Annotated in this window: 20 protein-coding genes; 1 reads left to right on the top strand and 19 read right to left on the bottom strand. The window is 69.6% G+C overall.

Features of this window, described 5'->3' with window-relative positions; all coding sequences use genetic code 11:
* Window positions 1-34 precede the first annotated feature (34 nt).
* From BLT59_RS27650 to BLT59_RS27625, 6 genes are all read right to left on the bottom strand, one after another.
* Window positions 35-901 (bottom strand): DUF2163 domain-containing protein, encoded by an 867-nt coding sequence (locus BLT59_RS27650; RefSeq protein WP_091788616.1) that lies wholly within the window; start codon window positions 899-901, stop codon window positions 35-37.
* Window positions 898-1,509: a DUF2460 domain-containing protein gene (locus tag BLT59_RS27645; protein WP_091788613.1), complete on the bottom strand. Its 612-nt coding sequence runs from the start codon at window positions 1,507-1,509 to the stop codon at window positions 898-900. Before BLT59_RS27645 ends, BLT59_RS27650 begins: the two co-directional genes overlap by 4 nt.
* A complete protein-coding gene (locus BLT59_RS27640; protein WP_244514179.1) occupies window positions 1,506-3,818 on the bottom strand; it encodes a baseplate megatron protein TIM-barrel domain-containing protein in 2,313 nt (770 codons plus the stop codon). The genes BLT59_RS27645 and BLT59_RS27640 overlap by 4 nt, the downstream gene beginning before the upstream one ends.
* Window positions 3,819-3,821: 3 nt before the next feature.
* Entirely contained in the window at window positions 3,822-4,784 is a 963-nt protein-coding gene (locus tag BLT59_RS27635) for a hypothetical protein (protein ID WP_091788611.1), read from the bottom strand.
* Window positions 4,785-4,886: 102 nt separating this feature from the next.
* Complete coding sequence (locus BLT59_RS27630) at window positions 4,887-6,998, bottom strand: glycoside hydrolase family protein (protein WP_091788607.1); 2,112 nt, start codon at window positions 6,996-6,998, stop codon at window positions 4,887-4,889.
* 208 nt (window positions 6,999-7,206) lie between these two features.
* Window positions 7,207-8,025, bottom strand: coding sequence for an NAD(P)H-dependent oxidoreductase (locus BLT59_RS27625; RefSeq protein ID WP_091788604.1), 819 nt, complete (start codon window positions 8,023-8,025; stop codon window positions 7,207-7,209).
* A 91-nt stretch (window positions 8,026-8,116) separates the two neighbouring features.
* Here BLT59_RS27625 and BLT59_RS27620 point away from each other — a divergent pair, with 91 nt between their 5' ends.
* The gene (locus BLT59_RS27620; RefSeq protein WP_091788601.1) at window positions 8,117-9,037 is read left to right on the top strand and encodes a LysR family transcriptional regulator; all 921 of its coding nucleotides are present in this window, start codon (window positions 8,117-8,119) and stop codon (window positions 9,035-9,037) included.
* Window positions 9,038-9,296: 259 nt separating this feature from the next.
* Here BLT59_RS27620 and BLT59_RS27615 read toward each other — a convergent pair whose 3' ends face one another.
* The 13 genes from BLT59_RS27615 to BLT59_RS27555 all read right to left on the bottom strand — a co-directional run bounded on the left by BLT59_RS27615 (window position 9,297) and on the right by BLT59_RS27555 (window position 18,442).
* Entirely contained in the window at window positions 9,297-10,394 is a 1,098-nt protein-coding gene (locus BLT59_RS27615; RefSeq protein ID WP_091788674.1) for a hypothetical protein, read from the bottom strand.
* A 22-nt stretch (window positions 10,395-10,416) separates the two neighbouring features.
* Window positions 10,417-11,022 carry a cyclase dehydrase gene (locus BLT59_RS27610; RefSeq protein ID WP_091788598.1) on the bottom strand — a complete coding sequence of 202 codons (606 nt, stop codon included), beginning with the start codon at window positions 11,020-11,022 and terminating at the stop codon, window positions 10,417-10,419.
* A gap of 72 nt (window positions 11,023-11,094) precedes the next feature.
* Window positions 11,095-12,267 carry a zinc-dependent alcohol dehydrogenase gene (locus BLT59_RS27605; protein WP_091788595.1) on the bottom strand — a complete coding sequence of 391 codons (1,173 nt, stop codon included), beginning with the start codon at window positions 12,265-12,267 and terminating at the stop codon, window positions 11,095-11,097.
* A 513-nt stretch (window positions 12,268-12,780) separates the two neighbouring features.
* Window positions 12,781-12,969, bottom strand: a complete 189-nt coding sequence (locus BLT59_RS27600) for a hypothetical protein (RefSeq protein ID WP_091788591.1) — start codon at window positions 12,967-12,969, stop codon at window positions 12,781-12,783.
* An 11-nt stretch (window positions 12,970-12,980) separates the two neighbouring features.
* On the bottom strand, window positions 12,981-13,382 hold the full coding sequence (locus BLT59_RS27595) for a hypothetical protein (RefSeq protein WP_091788588.1): 402 nt from the start codon (window positions 13,380-13,382) through the stop codon (window positions 12,981-12,983).
* Complete coding sequence (locus BLT59_RS27590) at window positions 13,379-14,116, bottom strand: hypothetical protein (RefSeq protein WP_091788585.1); 738 nt, start codon at window positions 14,114-14,116, stop codon at window positions 13,379-13,381. The genes BLT59_RS27595 and BLT59_RS27590 overlap by 4 nt, the downstream gene beginning before the upstream one ends.
* A 25-nt stretch (window positions 14,117-14,141) precedes the next feature.
* Entirely contained in the window at window positions 14,142-14,372 is a 231-nt protein-coding gene (locus BLT59_RS27585) for a hypothetical protein (RefSeq protein WP_091788583.1), read from the bottom strand.
* An 11-nt stretch (window positions 14,373-14,383) separates the two neighbouring features.
* Window positions 14,384-14,836 (bottom strand): hypothetical protein, encoded by a 453-nt coding sequence (locus BLT59_RS27580; protein WP_091788580.1) that lies wholly within the window; start codon window positions 14,834-14,836, stop codon window positions 14,384-14,386.
* The gene (locus BLT59_RS27575; protein WP_091788577.1) at window positions 14,833-15,318 is read right to left on the bottom strand and encodes a phage virion morphogenesis protein; all 486 of its coding nucleotides are present in this window, start codon (window positions 15,316-15,318) and stop codon (window positions 14,833-14,835) included. The genes BLT59_RS27580 and BLT59_RS27575 overlap by 4 nt, the downstream gene beginning before the upstream one ends.
* Entirely contained in the window at window positions 15,312-16,112 is an 801-nt protein-coding gene (locus BLT59_RS27570) for a hypothetical protein (RefSeq protein ID WP_091788574.1), read from the bottom strand. Before BLT59_RS27570 ends, BLT59_RS27575 begins: the two co-directional genes overlap by 7 nt.
* 3 nt (window positions 16,113-16,115) lie before the next feature.
* Entirely contained in the window at window positions 16,116-16,589 is a 474-nt protein-coding gene (locus tag BLT59_RS27565; protein WP_091788571.1) for a hypothetical protein, read from the bottom strand.
* 29 nt (window positions 16,590-16,618) lie between these two features.
* Window positions 16,619-16,924, bottom strand: a complete 306-nt coding sequence (locus BLT59_RS27560) for a hypothetical protein (RefSeq protein ID WP_091788568.1) — start codon at window positions 16,922-16,924, stop codon at window positions 16,619-16,621.
* Window positions 16,925-16,930: 6 nt separating this feature from the next.
* On the bottom strand, window positions 16,931-18,442 hold the full coding sequence (locus BLT59_RS27555) for a hypothetical protein (RefSeq protein ID WP_091788565.1): 1,512 nt from the start codon (window positions 18,440-18,442) through the stop codon (window positions 16,931-16,933).
* Between the last annotated feature and the right edge of the window lie 150 nt (window positions 18,443-18,592).

The following is an 18,592-nucleotide window of genomic DNA, read 5'->3' as shown; positions in this document are numbered from 1 at the left end:
AAATTCGGCGAGTTCGAACAGAGGTGCCCTTTGCTTAAAAAGCTGCCTCCGGCGTCGGCACGAACGGGAAGCCGCGGAAGTTCGCCTCGTTGGCGAACTTGGACCGGCAGGTCGCCAGAATGTGGTCGCAGCCCTGGTAGGCCGTGAAGCTGTCGCCCGGGACCGGCAGCGCCGGCAGCGGGTAGGTGAGCGTCAACCCGGTCGCGTCCGCCAGCTTGATCGTGGCCGAGACCCCGCTGTTGCCGCCCGACGTGAACGTCACCGTGCCCTGCGTCAGCGCCTCGCTCGCGCCGGCCCAGGGGATGAACGTCGCGCTCGCCCCGTCACCGACAGCCCCGGCCGAGGCGTAGGCCTGCCGCACGAGCCGGCAGCCGGTGTCATAGAGGGTGTGGTTGCAGGTCGGCTGCCAGACATTGCGTGGCAGGTCGATGTCGAGGAGCGTCAGCTCGCTCGCCACGGTGAGGGTCGCGCCGGTGCGCCCGACCTGATCGACGCTCGCCAAGCGCCCGGTGAACAGCGTCACGCCGCCGATCGGTGGGGCGTCCCAGGCGCTGAGGAAGGCCCGGTCGCGCCGGATCGTGCAGCCGTCGAACACGCCCTCGCGCAGGGCCACGAGGAACGGCACGCCGCCGACCGTGTCGGTCGGGCGGGCCGAGACCGTGATCCGCTGCTGATCGACGTCGAGGCCGGTGGTGCATCGGTAGCGCAGCCCGTCCACCAGCACGGAATCGGCGCGGTAGGTGGTGCCGTTCAGCGCGATCGGCACGTCGGCGTCGGTGTAGGCGAGGATCAGGCCCGACAGCAGCGTGAAGGTGAAGCAGTCCGCCATCAGCAGCCGCTTGTCGGCCCGCGCGCGCATCGCGGCGAGGTAGGCCAGGAGGGCAGGGTCGGCCGCCCTCACGTCCGCACGCTCCGGAACTTGACCCCTTCCGCCTTCCACAGCCCGGCCATGACGTTTTCGAAGTCCTGCACATCGTCGAGGAACCGGCACAGGTAGGCGAAGCTGAACGCGGCGCCGATCACCGCGCCCACGCCAGGCGCGGCCGGCAGCACGATCCGGTTCGGCGCGGCGAGGCTCCAGCCGTTGGCTGGCTCGCCATCGATGGTGACGGCGCGCAGCGCGGTGACCCAGCCGACCGGCTCGGAGAAGCCGCCGAGCGTTCGGCGTGCCGGGAAGGCCAGCGACTGGCCGTCACCGATGCCGATCGCACCGGCCGACACCGCGTTGTCGGTCGGATCGGTGTACAGGAACGTCCCGAAGCGACCCTGGCACCGCAGGAACAGGCCGAGCAGCGCCTGGAGAGAGTTCACGCCGAGCCCGGGGAAGGCCGAGCCCGAGGCGAGCCCGTCGAAGGTCACCTCGAACTCCCACAAGGGCGCCGCGTAGAGGCTCGCGCGCACCTCCCGGCCCGAGACGTGCGGGGCAAGCCGCGTCGCGAAGGTCGGGCGCTTGTGCACCGACCAACCCTGGCCCGGCAGCGCGGGGAAGGCGGGCGGGGTCTCGCTCACCCGCGCACGCTCACGAGCCGGAAGGCTTGGGTGGCGAACAGGAGCGCCATGAACGCCTCCAGATCGAGGTCGTCGTCGGCGAAGCGGCAGAGCAGGCTCGATCCCGCGCCGAGCTCGGGTGGCACGGCGACGTGGAACGGCAGGGCGCGCCCGGCGACCCGGCCGAAGAAGCCGGCGAGGCGCTCAAAGTCTCCGGCGAGGCCGCTCGCGGCGAACCCGTCGGCGGCCAGCACGTCGTAGGACAGCTCGATCTCCCAGGACGGCGACCGTACGCGCGCCGCCCGCGCCTCGCGGCCCGAGACGTGCGCGGCCGCGCCGGTGCGGAACGTCGGCGCGTAGCGCACCGACCATGTGAGTCCGGACAGCGTCGGGAAGGTCGGGTACGGCCCCGGCACCAGTGGAGGATCGGGGGGCGGCGGCGGCAGCGCCGGTCCCTTGCCGCCGATCCACAGGCCAGCGGGCCAGTTGAAAGTGTCGCCCCAGACGTCGGAGCGCAGCGGGAAGGTCGGAAACGGCCGCGCGTCCCAGTTCCAGGCCGCGAAGAAAGCGGTCTGGAGCATCGGCAACCCGGCGGCCGAGACCTCGTTGTGGCCGTCGCGGTACCAGTATTCGTGGACCGCCCGCAGCGCCATCGCGCAGAGCGTGTCGTCCCGCCTGGGCGTGTAGGTCGCCCCGTCTGCGCTGTCCCACACAGACCAGAACGCGGTGAAGCTCTCCGTGCTCTTCGGGTCGTAGAACACGTTGGGCTGGTTGGTCGCGCGGTCGATCGAGCCGAAGCCGTACTCGACCGTGGTGATCGACTTCGAGAGCGGCACCCAGCGCGTGGCGGGCCCGCGCGGCACCCAGCCGCGGCCGTCGCCGTCGTCGTAGACGGCGCGGTGCGGGTTCTTCCACCACCACCGCAGCTGCTTGTTCGCCAGGATCTCCTGGCCCGGATAGTACCGGCTGCGGGTCTGGGTCACGCGGTCGCCGGTCGGCCTGGACACCTGCTGGTCCGAGCCGAGCGGGTCGAGGCCGATCCCGAGATTGTCCGAGTCGGCGTAGAACCAGTCGTACTTCTCGCCGCCCTCGATGTTCCGCTTCAAGTAGGCCATCGAATAGAGCGTCGGCTCGCCCGAGAGCCCGAGGCCGTTCATCGTGTCCGGCCCGGGCGGCCAGCGGCTTCGGTCGGGCGCCGGCGCCGTCCAGTTCGCCGCGTCGAGGCCGCCCTCCGTGGTCCAGTCCGACAGTGGCAGGTAGTTGTCGAAGGCCACGAGGTCGATGCTGTCCCGGCCGTAGAGCTGGTCGAGATGCGGCCACTGCCCGGCCTCGCCGGGATGCTGCACGCCCATCCACACCGACCAGTCCGGCGAATAGGTGATCAGGTTGCGCAGGCCCGCCGCGTCCCGGGTCAGGCCGGCCGCGTCGAAGATCCCGCGCACGTCGTCGGCGAGCCGCCCGAGCCCGTCGACGAAGGGATAGTCCCAGGTGACGCTGCCGTCGGCACCGGTGGTGCCGGCCCGGGTCCAGCCCGGTCCGCGGATCGCCTCCAGGCCGCGCAGCTCGGAGCCGAGCAGGAACAGGTCGACGCCGCCGGCCAGCACGCACAGGTTGGCGTAGTGCAGGATCATCCGGCGCAAGCTGTAGTCGTCGGCCGGCCCGGCATAGGCGACCGTCAGATTGGCTGTATCGCGGGTGAAGAGCGACGGCGTCGCCGGCCCTAGGATCCGGGCCAATGTAGCGGCGGCGGCCGCGGTCCCGTCCGCGTCGAGCCCGATGCGCCCGCGCCACGGGAAGCCGGGGCAGTCCATCAGCAGGAACGGGTAGAACACGACCCGGTAGCCGCGCGCCTTCAGGTCGCGCAGGCAGCGCACCACGCTTTGGTCGGACGGCGTGCCGCCGTAGACCGCGTGGCCTTCGACGACGGTGATCGGGATCAGGATCGGGGCGCCGCCCGGGCCCCGCGACAGCTGCGTCAGGCCCGAGACCTGCCAGTTCTCCTCGACGGGCTCCGGCCCGTCCACGCGCTGGAACGAGCCGTCGATGTAGATCGTCGACGGGTAGATCTTGCAGACGCGCGCGTCGATCGAGGAGCCGAACCACGCCACGAGCAGGTTGATTGTCGTGCAGCCGGGCACCTGCTCGGCCAGCGCATCGAGGGCGAGGCTGTAATCCGTGCGCCCCGAGCCCGGCGTGGCGTAGGTGTTGATCGGCTTGAACGGGCGCTTGGCGGCGGAGGGTGGCCAGCGCGAGGCCCGATAGGGCAAGGGGTCGTAGCCGAACTCCCCGGTCGAAGGCAGCAGGTTGAAGCCGGTGATGTAGTCGATCACGGCTCAGCCCGGTCCGAGCCGCGACAGGCCGAGATGCGCGCCCTGCCGGACCGCTTGGTTGATCGCCCGCATCAGTGGGCGCGAATGATTCTGGAAGAAGTCCGCCACCGAGGCGCCGTCGAGGGCGGAGACGTTGATCTGCGTGGTGTGGTTGAGCGCGAGGCTCGGGGCGGGGCTTCCGCCCATCGCGGCGCGCAGGGCTCCGGCCGGCCCGGCGGGCACGATCATCTCACCCTTGTGGACCTGCGCGACCATGTCGTTGGGCAGCGACCACGCGCCGACCGCGAAGGACGGGATCGCCGCGGCGGCCGCCGCGACCGTCGCCTCGCCGGCGGCCGCGGGGCCGACCGCGGCGGGGCCGAGCACCGGCGACAGGAACCCGAAGATGCCCGCGAAGGTCTCGGAGGCCGAGGCCATGATCGACTTGACCATCGCGCCGGCCTGCGTGGCGAAGGCGGACGCCGCGCCCGTCTCCTCGGCGCCGGTCCGGGCGGCGACGCCCGCGGTGGTAGCGGCGGTCTTGGCGACCTCGCCGGCCTGGTGGGCCGAGACCCCGGCGAGCCAGTCGGCGATCAGCTTCACCCGCGCCTGGACGTAGCTCTGGACGATCGACAGCGCCGTGCTGCGGGCGGCCTGGGCGATCGTGGTCTGCCCCTGGATCACGCTGAAGACGTTGCCGGTGAGCGTCGAGCCGATCTGCTCGTAGGTGCGTTTGGTGTCCTGATATTCGGCCTTCTGCATCTCGCGCTCGGCCTGCGCGCGGCGGGAAGCGGACTCGGACGCGAGCCGGTCGAGCTGCGCCATCGCCTGCCGGTACTGGCTCGTGCCCTGGCCCCAGATCTCGGCGAGCTTGCGCTGATGCTCGCGCTCAAGATCCTCGATCTGCCCCAGCACCGCGCCGGTCTCGGCCTGGCGCTCCGCGAAGCCGAGGCCGCGCTCCTGCGCCTCCTGGCGGAGGTCGCGCATGCGGTCCTCCAGGACGCGCTTGGCGTTCTGGTAGGCCGTGTCCTCGGCGGTGGCGCGCTCCTGCGCCTCGGCCTGCTCGACCGCCCGGGTGTTGGCGATCTTCTAGGCCTCGAGCTGGTTCCAGGCCGCCGTACCGCGGGCGTGCAGGCCCTGCTCGACGGTCAGGGCGTCGTTGAGGATGCGCAGCCGCTCGCGCGTGCCGGTCTCCATCTCGGCGGTCTGGAGGCTGGCCTCCGATCGGGTGAGCGCGACGCGCTTCTCGGCCAGCGCGGCCTCGCCCTGCGCCAGCCGGGTCTGGAGCGCCGTGCGGGCCGAGAGGTCGGTGGTCGCGTCGAGCTGCCGGCGCAGGGCGTCGTTCGCCCGCTCCTGGGCGGCGACCTCGTCGCGCCGCCCTGCCGCGTTCGCCTGCGCGGTGGCGAGCGCCTCGCGGTCGAGCGCGTTGCCGCCGGCCTGACGGTCCTCGAGCTGCTGGCGCAGGTCGAGCTGCGTGCGCAAAGCCTCGGCCGTTGCGCCGCCCGTGATGTTGTCGGCCTCCTGATTGCGCCGCCCCGCATTGATCCCGCCGTTGTCGCCCGACCGTCCGCGGATCGTGGCGGCGAGCGCGCCCTCGTCGCCGCTGCGCGCCGCGGCGGTCACGTCCCGCGGCAGCGAGCCGTAATTGTAGGCCACGGAGGTGAGGGAGGCCTTCGCCCGGTCGGACAGGCCCTGCCAGGCGCCACCCACCTGCGCGGCGGCCTCGGTCTGGAATTCCACGAGGCGGCGGGCGAGATCGCGCTCGGCATCCTCCCGCGTCGTGACGCTGTCGGCGGTCACCGGACTGACGCGACCGTCGGCGCCGGTGATCGTGTCCGAGCCGAAGCCGACGCGGAAGCGCCCGTCGTTGTCGCGGTAGGCCGCGCTGCTGAACCCCTCGAACTTCCGGATCAGCGCGGCGGCGTCGCCGGTCGCGCCCTGGAGGCGCTGGCGCAGCAGGTCGATCCGGCCGGTCGCCTGATCGATCCCGGCCTGGGCGGTGTTGCCGAGGAGGTTCGCGGTGGCGTCGGTGAGCTGACCGGCGTCGAGCGGCGTCCGCGCCAGGGTGGCGTTGCGGCGCTCGATCGTCTCCAGCTGCTTCTCCAGCGCCTCGGTGACCCGGTTCGCCTCGTCGACCTGCCCGCGCAGGCGCGAGGCGAACAGGCCGGCGAGCGGGCCCAGGGCCGCATAGCTCTTCAGTTGCTCCTGCAGCGACCGGGTCATCTCGTTGCCGTAGGCGCGGGCGCGCTCGACCAGGGCCGACAGGATCGCCGCCTGCATCTGGTTGGCGTTGCCGTTCTGGCGGGCGAGGTCGAACTGCGCGCGCAGCTCGCGCGAGACGCCGCCGAGCGCCGCGAGATACGGCCCGCCGGCGGCCGCGGGGTCGCGCAGCGCCCCGGTCAGCGCGGAGGCCATCTGCTTCGCCTCGTCCTCGGAGGACGCCATCATGGCAATCAGCGAGACGATCGAGGCGTTGGCCGAGCCGGTGTAGCTCGGAACGGAGGCGAGCATGGCCTCGATCGAGGCCGCGCCCTGGTCGGTCATGCCCGGGACCTTGGTCAGCTCCAGCGTGAAGGCCTGGAGCATCCGGGTCGCGTTCTCGAAGCCGCGCGCCTGCGCGGCGGCCTGGAGCCGGTCCATGTTGCCGGCGGCCGCGATGGTGCGGCCCTCGACCTCGAGCAGGCCGGACCCGTAGATCTGCGAGCCGCGCCGCCATTCCTGGAAGGCGCCGCGCTGCCGCTCGATCGCGCCGGTGAGCCCCTGCGTCGACAGGGCCGTGACGTCGAGGGCACGCGAGGCCGAGAGTGCGTTGAAGGCGTATTCCACGAGCGCGGTGGCGCCGGACCGGGCCGCTGTCGCGGTGGCCGCGATGGCGGTTCCGACCGCCGCGAAGGTCCGCCCGGTCGCGCCGGACACGGCCTCGTCGGCGGCGCGCAGACTCTCGTAGGCGGCGACCAGCGCCGCCACGGCGCGCGCCTGCGTGGCCAGCGCGGACGTGTTCTCGGCGCTCGCCTGGATCTGCCGCAGCGCCGCGTTGGCCGCGTCGATGGCGGCCTTCAGCTCGTCGTAGCTCTGGCGCGCGGTCGCGTTCTGCCCGCGGGCCGCCGTGGCGAAGCCCTGGATCGTGCCCTTGGCCTGGTCGGCCGCGGTGCGGATGCCGCCCACGTCGCCGCCGAAGCGGACCTGGATGTCGTCGGCCATGGTCGAGCTCAAACGCGAACGGGATGACCGAGCGGACGGCTGTTAAGGGTAGTTTTTTGTCGGTCTGCTTTTGAGCGTCAATCGATGGAAGCGGACATTGGCCTCGTGCCCGCCCGACCCGGTGCGGGACCTGGGAAGGTCCGCCTCCAGGCTGTCGACGAAGCGGAAGGATGAAAACCAGATCGAGTGGTTTTCTACTGGCCAGCTATCAGCTTAGACCCTCGACTTGCCGGTCTTTGAGAGCCGGCGGCTCGACATGGGCGGCGAAGCCGGCGAGGTCCGGTCGGACCCGCTCGGGACGCAACTCCATCGACGGTATCGCGTAATCCCCGCCGTTCTGGCGCCGAAACGGAATGGGCGGCGTCTCGAACAGGGTTCGCATCCGGCCCTTCAACGCCGTTGCTGTCGCGTCGAACGTCGCCTCATCGGTGCGGTCAGCGCGAAACAGCACGAATGGCGGCAGCACGTCATAACCCGGATAGAACAGCACCCCGTGGTGAATGGGGAAGAGAAGGTCGTCGATCGGCCCGTTGATCCCCCGGGGGCCATAGTGGGTTGGCCAGCCTCCGGCTGTCACGATGAGCATCGCGCGCTTGCCCGCGAGCGTGCCCTCTCCGTAGCGATCGCCCCAACGCGTCTCGCTGTGCTCGCCGACGCCGTAGGCGAAGCCGAACGCGTAGACCCGGTCGATCCACCCTTTCAGGATCGCCGGCATGGAGAACCACCAGAGGGGAAACGCCAGGATGAGCGCGTCAGCCCAGAGCAGATCGTCCTGTGCGGCGATGACGTCTTTCGTCAGGCTCCCGGCCACAAAGGCCTCGCTCGACGCAGCCGGCACCCGCAGGCGCGTAAAGGCGGACAGGGTGGGGAAGTCGCGGCGGTTGACCTCGGACTTCCAGCCGATGGCGTAGAGGTCAGTCACGCGGACCGCGTGACCAGCGGCCTGGAGTTCGGCCACTGCCACATCGCGCAGGGCGTTCGTGAGAGAGGCCGGCTCGGGATGGGCGGAGACGACGAGGATCTTCATGCTTGCGGCTCACCGGAGGAAGGAGCCGCGAAGCTAGGCTCGCCTCGATTCATCCGGTAGCAGAGGGAAAAGGATAGGATCATTCCGCCGAATGGATAGATCGGATGTCACACTGGAGCGGATGCGCAGCTTCGTGCGCGTCGCGGAGCGCGGCAGCCTGTCGGCGGTGGCGCGGGAGCATGGCGTGGGACAATCGACGGTCTCGCGGCACGTCGCGGAACTTGAAGCCGCACTCGGCGTCACGCTCCTCAACCGGACGACACGGCGTATTACCCTGACCGATGAAGGGCGGCGATACCACGCCGAGGCGCGCACCATCCTGCGTCTGGTGGACGAGGCGACAGATGGAGCGCGGAGCGCCGGCGGCGATCTGACTGGGACGATCCGCATCTCTTGTACCGCGGCTCTTGGGGTCCGCCACGTCAGCCGGATCCTCTTCTCCATCCAGGATCACCATCCGCAAATCGTGGTGGATCTCAGCCTGTCCGATGCCCGCATCGATCTGGTGCAGGAGGCGGTCGACGTCGCTATCAGGCTCGGCCCCTTGGTCGACAGCACCATGCAGTGCCGGACCATCGGTCGGTCTCGCCGCATCTTGGCGGCATCCCACTCCTATCTCGCAGAGCGAGGGCGGCCGGAAACGCCGGACGATCTAGCCAGCCACAGCGCGATACGCATGAGCAACCTCGTCGGCGGCGCGATGCTCTCGCTGCGCGGAAGGGACGGCTCAGCGATCCTTGCTCCCTTCGATGGCCGTCTGTGGGTCGATCACGGCTTGGCGGCCCGCGAGGCTCTGGCCCAGGGGCGCGGGATCGTGGCCGCGCATATCTGGCTGATCGACGATCTCTTAGCGGCCGGGACTGTCGAACAGATCCTGCCTGATTTTACTCCCGAGCCCGTGCCGCTATCGCTGCTGGTCGTGCCCGGTCGGACGCGCATCAGGCGCGTTCGGATGCTGATAGACGCGCTCGCCGCTTCGCTTGCGACGCTGCCCGGCCTCGTCCAGGATTGATGTCTGGTTTTGAGGGTGCTCCAATGCCGGATCAAAGGCTTAGCTGTGCCGAAGTTGAAGCGTTTGACTTCGGCCGCGCTAACAAAGCCTACTCGGCACCCCGATCCGAAGCTGTCGAATGGCCGACGAGTGACTGCTTCTGGGAATGTTCGACTGCGTTCTGAATGACAAGGTTGGGTGGTTTTCCGCCCGTCCGCTTCTGGACGGCGGATGCATCGAAACGGACATCGTCTACGCGCGCTTACAGGGAGAGAACATATCATCGGCGATTGTCTCCGCCGGGTCTCAGTTCGTCGATGTGGTACGCCATCGAGGGTGCCAGTCGCGCGATGTGTGGCTGCCATCGTGCCCGTTGCGCGAGATAAATCTCGGCGCCTGCCTCGTTGGGCATCGCCTCGATCCCAGCTGAAGAGAGTTGCCTGACAGCTTCTGCAAAGCGGGTGCGCCACGCCTCGCTCTCGGCTCTGCTGACGTCCGCTGGCGTGGGCATATCTCCGGGTAAGAATGTCGCTTCAAGCGTGACCACGAGCAGCATGGCGACGCGCCAGATTGCGTCGACGGCGGCAGCCTCCTTCAGCCATGCCGCCTGACGGCCTCCGATCCCGCTGCGGATTAGCGACACCGTGTCGAGCGCGACGAAGACTTGCGCCGAGACCGAATAAAAGGGCTGACGGAAGCGGAAGTAGAACAGCACGGGGTAGAAATGATGCGCCTCCTTCATCTCAGACAAGGATGCCGCCAGATCGGCCAAGTGGGTGTAGCCTGAACTAAACTGTCCCTGTGGCCCGAGCCGCGCCAGCAACTCGGCCGCATCGGCGCTTTCACCCGTCAGGAGATGCAGCTTCAGCCCAAGGGCATTGCGTTGCCGAAGGGCGCTGTAGACCTGCATCACGTAGGTCAGGACCAGCGATGTCGCCGACATGCCGACGAGGGAGTTCACGAGATAGAGGACGCGGTAGCTATCGGTGACCGGCTTGAAGTCGCTGGCCCCCACGATCGCCATGCTGCTGCCGCCCGCGTAAAGCGCGGTCATGAAGTCGGCCGGCGTCTCGCCACTGCTCGCGCGAACCGCCACACCGAGCGCGGGGTGGATGATCAGGCCGGCTCCGAGGGTCAGCCCCAAGGCCCAGAGCAGGACGTAGACGATGAGGATGACCGGGCCGCAGAAGGACAGCACGGCGCCCCGCTTCTGCCCGGCCGCATCGGCGGCGGCGCGGAAGATCGCCCAGGTGAGATGGGCGGCCCTGTCCGCGATCAGACCTGTCCCGATGCGCGCGTAGAGGACCGTCAGGAAGATGTCGGCGAGGACGAGGCCCATGACGAGCACGCCCGATGCCTGTTCGAGGACGGGCAAGATCAGGCCAGCCATCCTTCCGACCTCAGGCGTTGGTTAGGGTCCAAGGACGCATCGCTTCTGGGCCGATGATGTCGGGCGGCGGTTTGAAGCCGCGTGCCGCGCCCCGCATCGCCTCGGCACGACGGCGGAAGCCGCTGCGGCGGCGGTAATCGCGTCGGACCCTCTCAGACGGAGCGAGAGGGGCTTCCGAGAGGCTCCGCGCACAGATCACGTCGGCTGCGGTGACGCCGGCCAGAGCCACGAGGGCGATCGCCACGTTGTCCTTGCGCGGATTATGGCCCTCAAGCCCTGGCAGCACCGTGGCGATGTCGAGCGCGTCACCGGCCACGCGTGCCGAGATCCACGGGGTTGGGTCGCTTGCACCCAGGATCCCGATCCCCTGCAGGAGTTCGCGCACGCCGTAGGCTCGGATGACTGGGGCCGAGCGCGGCATCCCAAGCCAGCGAGCGATGGCGTCCCCGCACGCCACTTCAGTCAGCCCGAGACCGATCGAGAACCAGCCTAAGCCGCGGGCGAGTTCCCTAGTAGCGGGATCTGGTCTGCGGCGCGGGTCTGAAACGAAATAGCTCGGCAACTCAGAGCGATCAGGAGCGCCGCTCCGGCGGCGTTGAGACCTAGCGTCGGACATGCTGACTTCCTCGCTGCACCAGGGAGCGCGAAGGGAGCAGGCCCGCCGCAGCGCGACGGGCCGCGGAACCACTCAAGGTCTGAGCACCACCTTGATGCAGTTGTCCTTCTTGTCGCGGAACGTCTTGTACATCTCGGGCCCTTGATCGAGCTTGGCCCGGTGGGTGATGACGAAGGACGGGTCGATCTGACCATCGTCGATGCGCTTGACGAGGTCGTCGGTCCATCGGTTCACGTGGGTCTGCCCCGTTCGGATGGTCAGTCCCTTGTTCATCAGGGCTCCCATCGGCACTTTGTCGATGAGCCCGCCATAGACGCCCGGGATCGAGAGGATGCCGGCGGGACGGCAGACATAGATCATCTCGCGCAGCACTGAAGCGCGGTCGCTCTCCAGCATCACCGCCTGCTTGACGCGGTCGTAGGCGTGTTCGAGCGCGCGCGGTGAATGCGCCTCCATGCCGACGGCATCGATGCACTTCTCCGGGCCCTTGCCGCCCGTAAGCTCGTTCAGCCGCTCGACTACGCTTTCCTCGCTGTTGTCGATGGTGATCGCACCACCCGCGCGCGCCATCTCCAGGCGCTCGGGCACGCTGTCGATGCAGACCACCTGCTTGGCCCCGAGCAGCAGCGCGGAGCGGAGCGTCATCTGCCCGACGGGGCCAGCGCCCCAGATCGCGACCGTATCGGTCGGTTGGATATCGGCCTGCACCGCTGCCTGCCAGCCAGTCGGGAAGATGTCGCCGAGGAACAGCACCTGCTCGTCGCTCAGGTTTTCCGGCACCTTGATGTGGGTCTTGTCGGCAAACGGCACGCGGACGTACTCGGCCTGCCCGCCCTGGTACCCGCCCGTGAGGTGGGTGTACCCGAACAGGCCCGCGGTGGTGTGCCCGAAGGCTTTGTCGGCGATGTTCTTGTTGCGGTTCGAGCGTTCGCAGACGGAGAAGTAGCCGCGCTTACACTGGTCGCACTCGCCACAGATGATCGTGAACGGCACGACGATGCGCTCACCCTTCTTGAGCGCGCCATTGACGCCTTTGCCGGTCTCGACGACTTCGCCCATGAACTCGTGGCCCATGACGTCGCCCTTCTCCATGCCGGGCATGAAGTGGTCGTAGAGGTGCAGGTCCGAGCCGCAGATCGCGCAGGCAGTGACCTTGATGATCGCGTCGCGATCATCCTCGATCTTGGGGTCCGGGACCGTGTCGCAGCGGATGTCCTCAGTGCCGTGCCAAACCAGCGCTCTCATGGAACATCTCCTAACATGTATGAGCTTTTTCATTCCCCTGCGTAAGATCTTTTCGTCCGAAGCGGGCTTCAGCTTGAAAGGTTTCATGCCCTGAGTGCAAAAAGCGAAATCTCAATGACACCCGCATCGACGTGTAACCTTGACAATAATGCATTCGATGATGAGTTTGGATCGTTCCACAGATTGCTGGCAACCAGATTTGGCAAAACTATTTGGTGGACAAGACCGGTAGCCGCCGAGCTAATCCGGTGACGCGAACGGATACGCCCTGTCGGACCGGGCAAGTGCACACGACGTCTGCTTCAGCGCAGGCTTGGACCACGGGTATCGACCGCCGCAGGCCGGAAGCTCAGTGTTTGCTTCGGGACGAAAGGCCAAGGTTCGGTTGCCACCGAGCCGAAGTCACTGGAAATTTGACGAACGGCTGCTTTTGAGAAGCGTCGATAGGTGTCGGCGCGACCGGGTTGGGTCGCAAGCGGCCGGACCGAGAGCGGGGCTGGTCGACCTGTGGCCCTAATGCGCCTTCACCTGCCCGTCGGGGAAGTGCAGGATCATCGCGCCGATGCCGCTCGGGTCGTCAGCCTGGGCTCCGGCCGCTGCAGCGGGGGGCGGCAGCTCGGCCTGCGCCTTCACGCCCATGAACGCCGCCACCAGCTCGTGGACCGGTGGATGGGCCGACCAGTAGCGGTAGAGCCGCCGCACGTCCCAGAGCGTCAGCTCGCCGACGGCGTCGAGGGACCATCCGGTGACGGTGCAGATCCGCCCGTAGACGGCGTCGAGGTCGAGGCGGCGCCCTGCGCCGCCCGCGCTTCCCCCGTGTCGGCACCCGGCAAGGGGCTCGGCAAGTAACCCGCGAGGATCAGCACGGCCCGCGTCGCCTCCGCGAGATCGGCGCTCGTGGCCTCCAGATCGCGCAGGCCCGCGATGTCCGGCTCGTGGTCGCGGGCGAGTGCCGCACTGACCACGGCGAGGCCGTAGGCGAACGGGCTCTCGCCCGAGCCCTGCGCCACGAGCGGCTCCAGGGCCTCGACCTGGCGCAGGGTGAGCGGACGGACGATCCAGCTCTTGGCCCCGAGCGTGATGGTGGCCGGAAGCGGCCGCGGATCGGCGCTCATCCGACATCCCCGAACGACCACGTCGCGACGTTGCCGGCCGCGTCGGCAAACACGCTGAAATCAAACTCCGGCATGACGAAGTCTTCGAGCTTGGTGCCGAACCCGAGCTTCGAGGACGTACAGTTGTTGAAGCGCACGTTGACCGCGTTGCCCTGGAAGGTCGTGTAGAACTGCGCCTGGAAGGTCGGCGTGGTGCCGAGCAGCTGGTTGGTCACGGTGAAGTGCTGGCCCGCGCCGGCCAGCGCGTAGGTGTAGTTGATCAGCAGCATCTTGCCCTGATCGGCGGCGGCGAAGGTGTAGACCCCGCTTGCCACGCTGTACTGGCCGGCGGCCGGCGCGCTGGCGACCTTCGTGAAGGGCAGGCCGGTGAGCGCGTTGAGCACGCCGAGATCGTCGGCCGCGGTCGCGGCGTTGGCCACCTTCACCGTGTAGGGCGACCCGGCCGGGATCGTCCCGGACTCGCCGAAGGCGGTCATGAGCTGGCCGGGCACCGGGGTGACGCCGTAGAACAGCGAGGCCATGGCCAGCCCGGAGATGCGGGCGACCTTGGCCTTGCCGGTGGTCTTGATCGTGCCGCGGGCGATGGCCAGCGGGTGCTGCTGCTGGCCGTAGAGTTCCTTGATCGTGGCGGTCTCGTCCATGGTGACCTCCTGGACGAGGCCGAAGTTCACCGGGGTCGCGTTGGCGATGTCGGTGCGGGTTCCGATCAGGACCCCGGAGCCGAAGGAATACATGCGGGTCTCCTCTCAGGAGGGGCGGTCAGGGCGCGGCGCGCTCGAGCCCGGCGACCAGCGCCTTCACGCGCTCCTTGAAGGCGTGGACGCGGTTCCACAGCGCGGTGTGGTGGCCGAGCGCGGTGCCGCCGAGCATGTCGGCGTGCAGGTTGTCGATGCGCGCCGCCAGCGCGTCGCCGCGGATCGGCGGGGTGTCGGCGCGCAATGTCGCGGGCTGCGGCGCCGCGGCGGCGCCCGCATCGTCGTCGGTCGGCATGGAAGGCTCCTTCAGGGAAGCTCGATCGCCACGGGCACGACGAGGAGGCCGTCGCCGTCGAGGTCGCCCGGCACCTTCACCGGCCGGCCGGCGATGCGGACCATGTACGGCGTGCCGGCAAGCGTGGTGCGGCCCAGCGCCAGGTCGGCGCCGGCGGGCGCCAATGCTGCGTCGAGGGCGTCCATGATGTCGTTGAGCTGCGCCGCGCCGACCACGCGCGGGTCGCGGGCGTCGATGTAGACGAAGATCTTCACTTCGATCGTCCGCCGCGGCACGGCGCCGGAGGACCACGCGTAGCTCTCGTCGCCGCCCTCGTGCAGGAACACGGCCGGGCGCTGCACGGCCGGCACGTCGGCGAACAGCTTGAGGCGCCGGGTCGGGCCGGATCTCCAGCGATAGGCCCCGGCCACGACGGTCTGGAGCGCGACGACCGCGGCGTTGCGGAGCCCGAGCGGGGCGGTCATCCGGCGATCCCCCGGGCCACGGCGCCCTTGAGCGCCGCCACGATCGCTTCCGACCGGTCGGCGAGAGACGAGCGCATGAACGACCGTTCCGGCGTGTTGGCGGTGCGGGTGAAGCTGCGCACGTCGACGGCCCGCGGGGCGATGGCGTGCCCGAAGGCCTGCGTGATCGTGCGGACATGGGCCGCGACGGTCTCTTGACCGGTGAAGCCGAACTCGTGGCGCGCGCCGTACGTCACGTCGCCCGACTGTCTCACCGTGCCGGTCACCGCGTCGTCGCGGGCCTCGACCTCCGAGAAAATCGAGCGGCGCAGGCGGCCGGTGACCACGTTCAGCACCTCGCCGGAGAGCTTGCGCTTGATCAGCGCCTCCAGCACCAGCCGCTCGACCTGGACCGCCTTCACCATCTCGGCGCGGACGGCGTCGGGCATCCGGTCGAACCGGGCGACGACCCGGGTCTCCGCGATCTGGATCTCGGTCAGCACGGCGGCACCACCGCACGGTAGGGCTGCAGCGCGGCCGAGACGAATTCGGGCACGGCCGCGATCCGGAAGGAGACCGTCTCCTGGCCGCCGAGCGACTTGGACTGCATGCCGACTCGCTCGGCGTAGGCCATGCGGTCGCGGATCCAGTCCAGGGCAGCGTTGGCGAGATCGGCCGGGACGTAGCCGTAGGTGATGGCGACCGCCTCGCCCACGTCCTCGGCCGAGAACAGGTAGCCGCCCGAGTCATTGACGGCGTACTGCCCCTGCGCGGGGTTCTGATCGACCTGGGTGAGCGCCGCGCCGGTGCCGAAGGCTACGCCGAGATCGCACGCCCAGGCGCCGTAGGGCTGGTCCGGATACACCGTGCACGGCGCGCTGCCCGGGAGCGGCACGGGCCCCACCGCGATCTGGTAGCCGGCCGTGTACGTCACCGAGACGGCCGCACAGCCGGGACGCCCCGGAAGGGTGAGCACCTGCGGCCGGCCGGGCGGGGCGTCATCGGCGGGCTGGAGCGTGTAGCCCGCGCGCGACCCGGCGTCCTCGGCGGCCGGGACCGCCGTCGAACCGACGGTGACCGTCTCGATCCCCGTGACCGGCCAGTTGGCGAGGAGGATGCGACCCGCTCCCCCGGTCCGGACCTCGGTGTAGCGCCGCGGCAGGATCGCGGGGCGGTTCAGCGCGGTCAGGATCATGCGGCTCACCGCCGTGATCAGGCGCTGCACCGAGCCATCGGTATCCTCCTGCACGCCGAGATCGGCGAGCCGGACGAGGTCGTGGGAACTCGGCCAGATCATGGTTCAGACGGCGGGCGCCAGGGCGTCCCGGGCCCTGGCCCGCAGCGTGTCGTTGTCGACCGGCGGCACGACGCGGATGCCGCGCTTCTTCAGGAAGGCGAACAGCTCGTGGCGCTTCATCACGTCGATGTCCGCGGCGGTGACCTTCGCCGGATCGATCCGCTCGGCATCCTCCTGCTCCAGGCGCCGGCGCTGATCGGCCTCGGTGATCATGCGCGCCACATCGTCGTCGGGCATCGCCGCGACCGTCTCGGTGAACAGCGCAACCAGCTGGGCCCGGTCCGCGTCGAGCGGTCCGAGAGACACAGCAACCGAAGCTGTGGCCGGTTCCTGCGCATCCCACGGCGTGAAGCCGTGGGCCTCTAGGTCGAGCCGATGGCGCGGATCGACGTGCACCGCGCCGTCCGCGTCCAGCTCCAGCGCGTGGCCCTGGTGCGAGAAGCCGGTCAGCCCGGCGGGGGCGCGCATCTTGATCATGTCGGGGTTCCTGCTGCGAGGGGCGGGCGTCAGGCCGGGGCGCCGGTCCAGACGTTGCGCCAGACCTTGGCCAGCCCGTCCCAAACGACGGGCAGCGACAGGGTGGTGTCGAAGTAGAGCTGATCGACGAGGGGCGCGCTCGGCCGCCCCGCGGTCGGGCCAGCGAGGGCGTGCGCGCCGGCGCGGATCCAGCCGTTGGCCTCCAGCACCTGCGCGTCGAAGACGGGCACGTCGAGGACGGTGCCGGCCGTACCCCGGTAGGGTCGGCCGTTGGCGACCGTGGTGTGCGGGCGCCCGTCCCCGGGCGGCAGCATGCGGGCGAGCGGCGCGGCCATGGGCGCTCAGCCGTTGGCGATGTTGGTGATCACCGCCAGGGATGGCGGGAAGTAGTGCTGCAGCACCTCGTCGGCGTAGACGCCGTACTCGTACTTCCGGGACCGCAGCGGCCACTCGATCTGATAGTAATCCTGCCGCGCCCGCACCTGCATGACGTTGCCAACGTTGTTGATCGGGTACGGCAGGGTGCCGGTGGTGAACAGGATCGTGCCCGCCGGCAGGTTCGGGTGGACCTTGATGTCGAGGGTCGAGCCGCCCGCCATCGAGAAGCGGTTGAGGTAGGTGCGGGCCATGAAGCCGCCGCCGAGCTGGTCCCGGGTCACCGCGATCTCGTACTTGTAGGCCGAGCTGGCGTTGCCGGTGAGGATCTTCCGCGAGATGCTGAGCGCCTCCTGGCTGTTCACCCACATCGTATCGGGCGAGAGCCGGTAGACGTCCCACATCGCCTTGAGCACCGCGTCGACCTCGACGATGCCGCCCGCGCCGTCGGCGGTGAGCGGCGTGCCGATCCCCGCGCTGCCCGGGGGCAGTGTGACGATGGTGGCACCGGAGCCGGGCCTGAACGCCTGCGTCAGGAGCCCGTCGAAGGACAGGGCCGAGGTCGAGCGGTCGACCGTGCCGAGCGAGGCGGCGGTCTGGGTACCCGCGGCCGCGGCCGTGATCAGGACGGAGTTGATCGTGGTGATCGCGCCGAGCACCTCGGCGCCGGCCGCGCCCCAGAACCACGCGTAGCCGAGCGCTCCGGGCACCGGGGTCACCGAGGCGGCGATCGAGCCGGTGGCGCCGGTGGTCGCCACGGTGGCGGCCGCAGAGCGGGCCGCCGCACCGCCGCCGAACACGTCGATCGAGCCGTCCGCGTTGGTGCGGGTGATGGTCGACTGGATGCCGCCCGCGACGGTGCCGTTGATCACGCCGTCGAGGGCGAGCGCGACCGCGACCACCGACCAGGTCCGCTCAGAGAGCGCGCCGCCGGTGGCGGAGCCGGACAGCGTCGGGGTCGGCGTGGTGCCGAGCGCCAAAGAGGTGTTGCCGCCGAGCAGCATCGCCTCCTCGCCGAGCATCAGACTCTGGAGGCCGGTGCGCGCCGCGATGGCGCGCACGTCGTCGAAGCCCTGCGCGGCGTACTGCGCCTCGAACTCGACGTTCGACTCGATGCCGATGCCCTTGTAGCTGGCGGTGTAGTCGGCGGTGGCGACGACCTGCACGCCGCCGCGGTTGCCTCCGGAGACGCCGATGCGCATCCCGGAGACGTTGATGCCGGTGATCGCGCGCCACGCGGCCTGTATGCCGCCCTTGCCCGAGACGCGCGGGATCGCGTTCCGCAGCGGCGTGAGCACCGGGTAGAGCGACTTCGCGCCGAGTTCGAGGTCGTAGAAGGTCAGGCCAGAGGTCGGCGAGGTGCCCTGCGCGAAGGTGGACTTCTGCAGGTCGATCCCGAGCTGGGCCAGGATCGGGTCGGTGAGCGGTTTGGACTGCGCCTCCTTGAGGAGGGCGAGGACGTCGACGTGCTGGGTCATGGAGCGTGATCCGGTGCGGATGCACGGCCGCGCCGGCGCTGACCCGTCCCCGGGGCGCTCGACATCGGACGTATGGGGATGGTGGGCCATGCGAGCCCGACGGGACGGCGTGCGTGATCCGTCCCCGGACCCGCGGCGCGTCGAGAGTGG

Origin of the sequence: Methylobacterium sp. UNC378MF (assembly GCF_900103195.1) — a bacterium.
GTDB lineage: Bacteria > Pseudomonadota > Alphaproteobacteria > Rhizobiales > Beijerinckiaceae > Methylobacterium.
The sequence above is the reverse complement of the archived record's forward strand: the minus strand, read 5'-3'. Positions and strand labels throughout refer to the sequence as shown.

Excerpts from the sequence above, each read along its gene's own strand:
- BLT59_RS27560 (WP_091788568.1), bottom strand. The coding sequence starts at position 16,924 with ATGGCCGCGCCGCTCGCCCGCATGCTGCCGCCCGGGGACGGGCGCCCG.
- BLT59_RS27595 (WP_091788588.1), bottom strand. The coding sequence starts at position 13,382 with ATGAGCGCCGATCCGCGGCCGCTTCCGGCCACCATCACGCTCGGGGCC.
- BLT59_RS27570 (WP_091788574.1), bottom strand. The coding sequence starts at position 16,112 with ATGATCTGGCCGAGTTCCCACGACCTCGTCCGGCTCGCCGATCTCGGC.
- BLT59_RS27625 (WP_091788604.1), bottom strand. The coding sequence starts at position 8,025 with ATGAAGATCCTCGTCGTCTCCGCCCATCCCGAGCCGGCCTCTCTCACG.
- BLT59_RS27630 (WP_091788607.1), bottom strand. The coding sequence starts at position 6,998 with ATGGCCGACGACATCCAGGTCCGCTTCGGCGGCGACGTGGGCGGCATC.
- BLT59_RS27565 (WP_091788571.1), bottom strand. The coding sequence starts at position 16,589 with ATGATCAAGATGCGCGCCCCCGCCGGGCTGACCGGCTTCTCGCACCAG.
- BLT59_RS27590 (WP_091788585.1), bottom strand. The coding sequence starts at position 14,116 with ATGTATTCCTTCGGCTCCGGGGTCCTGATCGGAACCCGCACCGACATC.
- BLT59_RS27605 (WP_091788595.1), bottom strand. The coding sequence starts at position 12,267 with ATGAGAGCGCTGGTTTGGCACGGCACTGAGGACATCCGCTGCGACACG.
- BLT59_RS27555 (WP_091788565.1), bottom strand. The coding sequence starts at position 18,442 with ATGACCCAGCACGTCGACGTCCTCGCCCTCCTCAAGGAGGCGCAGTCC.
- BLT59_RS27580 (WP_091788580.1), bottom strand. The coding sequence starts at position 14,836 with ATGACCGCCCCGCTCGGGCTCCGCAACGCCGCGGTCGTCGCGCTCCAG.
- BLT59_RS27585 (WP_091788583.1), bottom strand. The coding sequence starts at position 14,372 with ATGCCGACCGACGACGATGCGGGCGCCGCCGCGGCGCCGCAGCCCGCG.
- BLT59_RS27620 (WP_091788601.1), top strand. The coding sequence starts at position 8,117 with ATGGATAGATCGGATGTCACACTGGAGCGGATGCGCAGCTTCGTGCGC.
- BLT59_RS27635 (WP_091788611.1), bottom strand. The coding sequence starts at position 4,784 with ATGCGCGACCTCCGCCAGGAGGCGCAGGAGCGCGGCCTCGGCTTCGCG.
- BLT59_RS27610 (WP_091788598.1), bottom strand. The coding sequence starts at position 11,022 with ATGTCCGACGCTAGGTCTCAACGCCGCCGGAGCGGCGCTCCTGATCGC.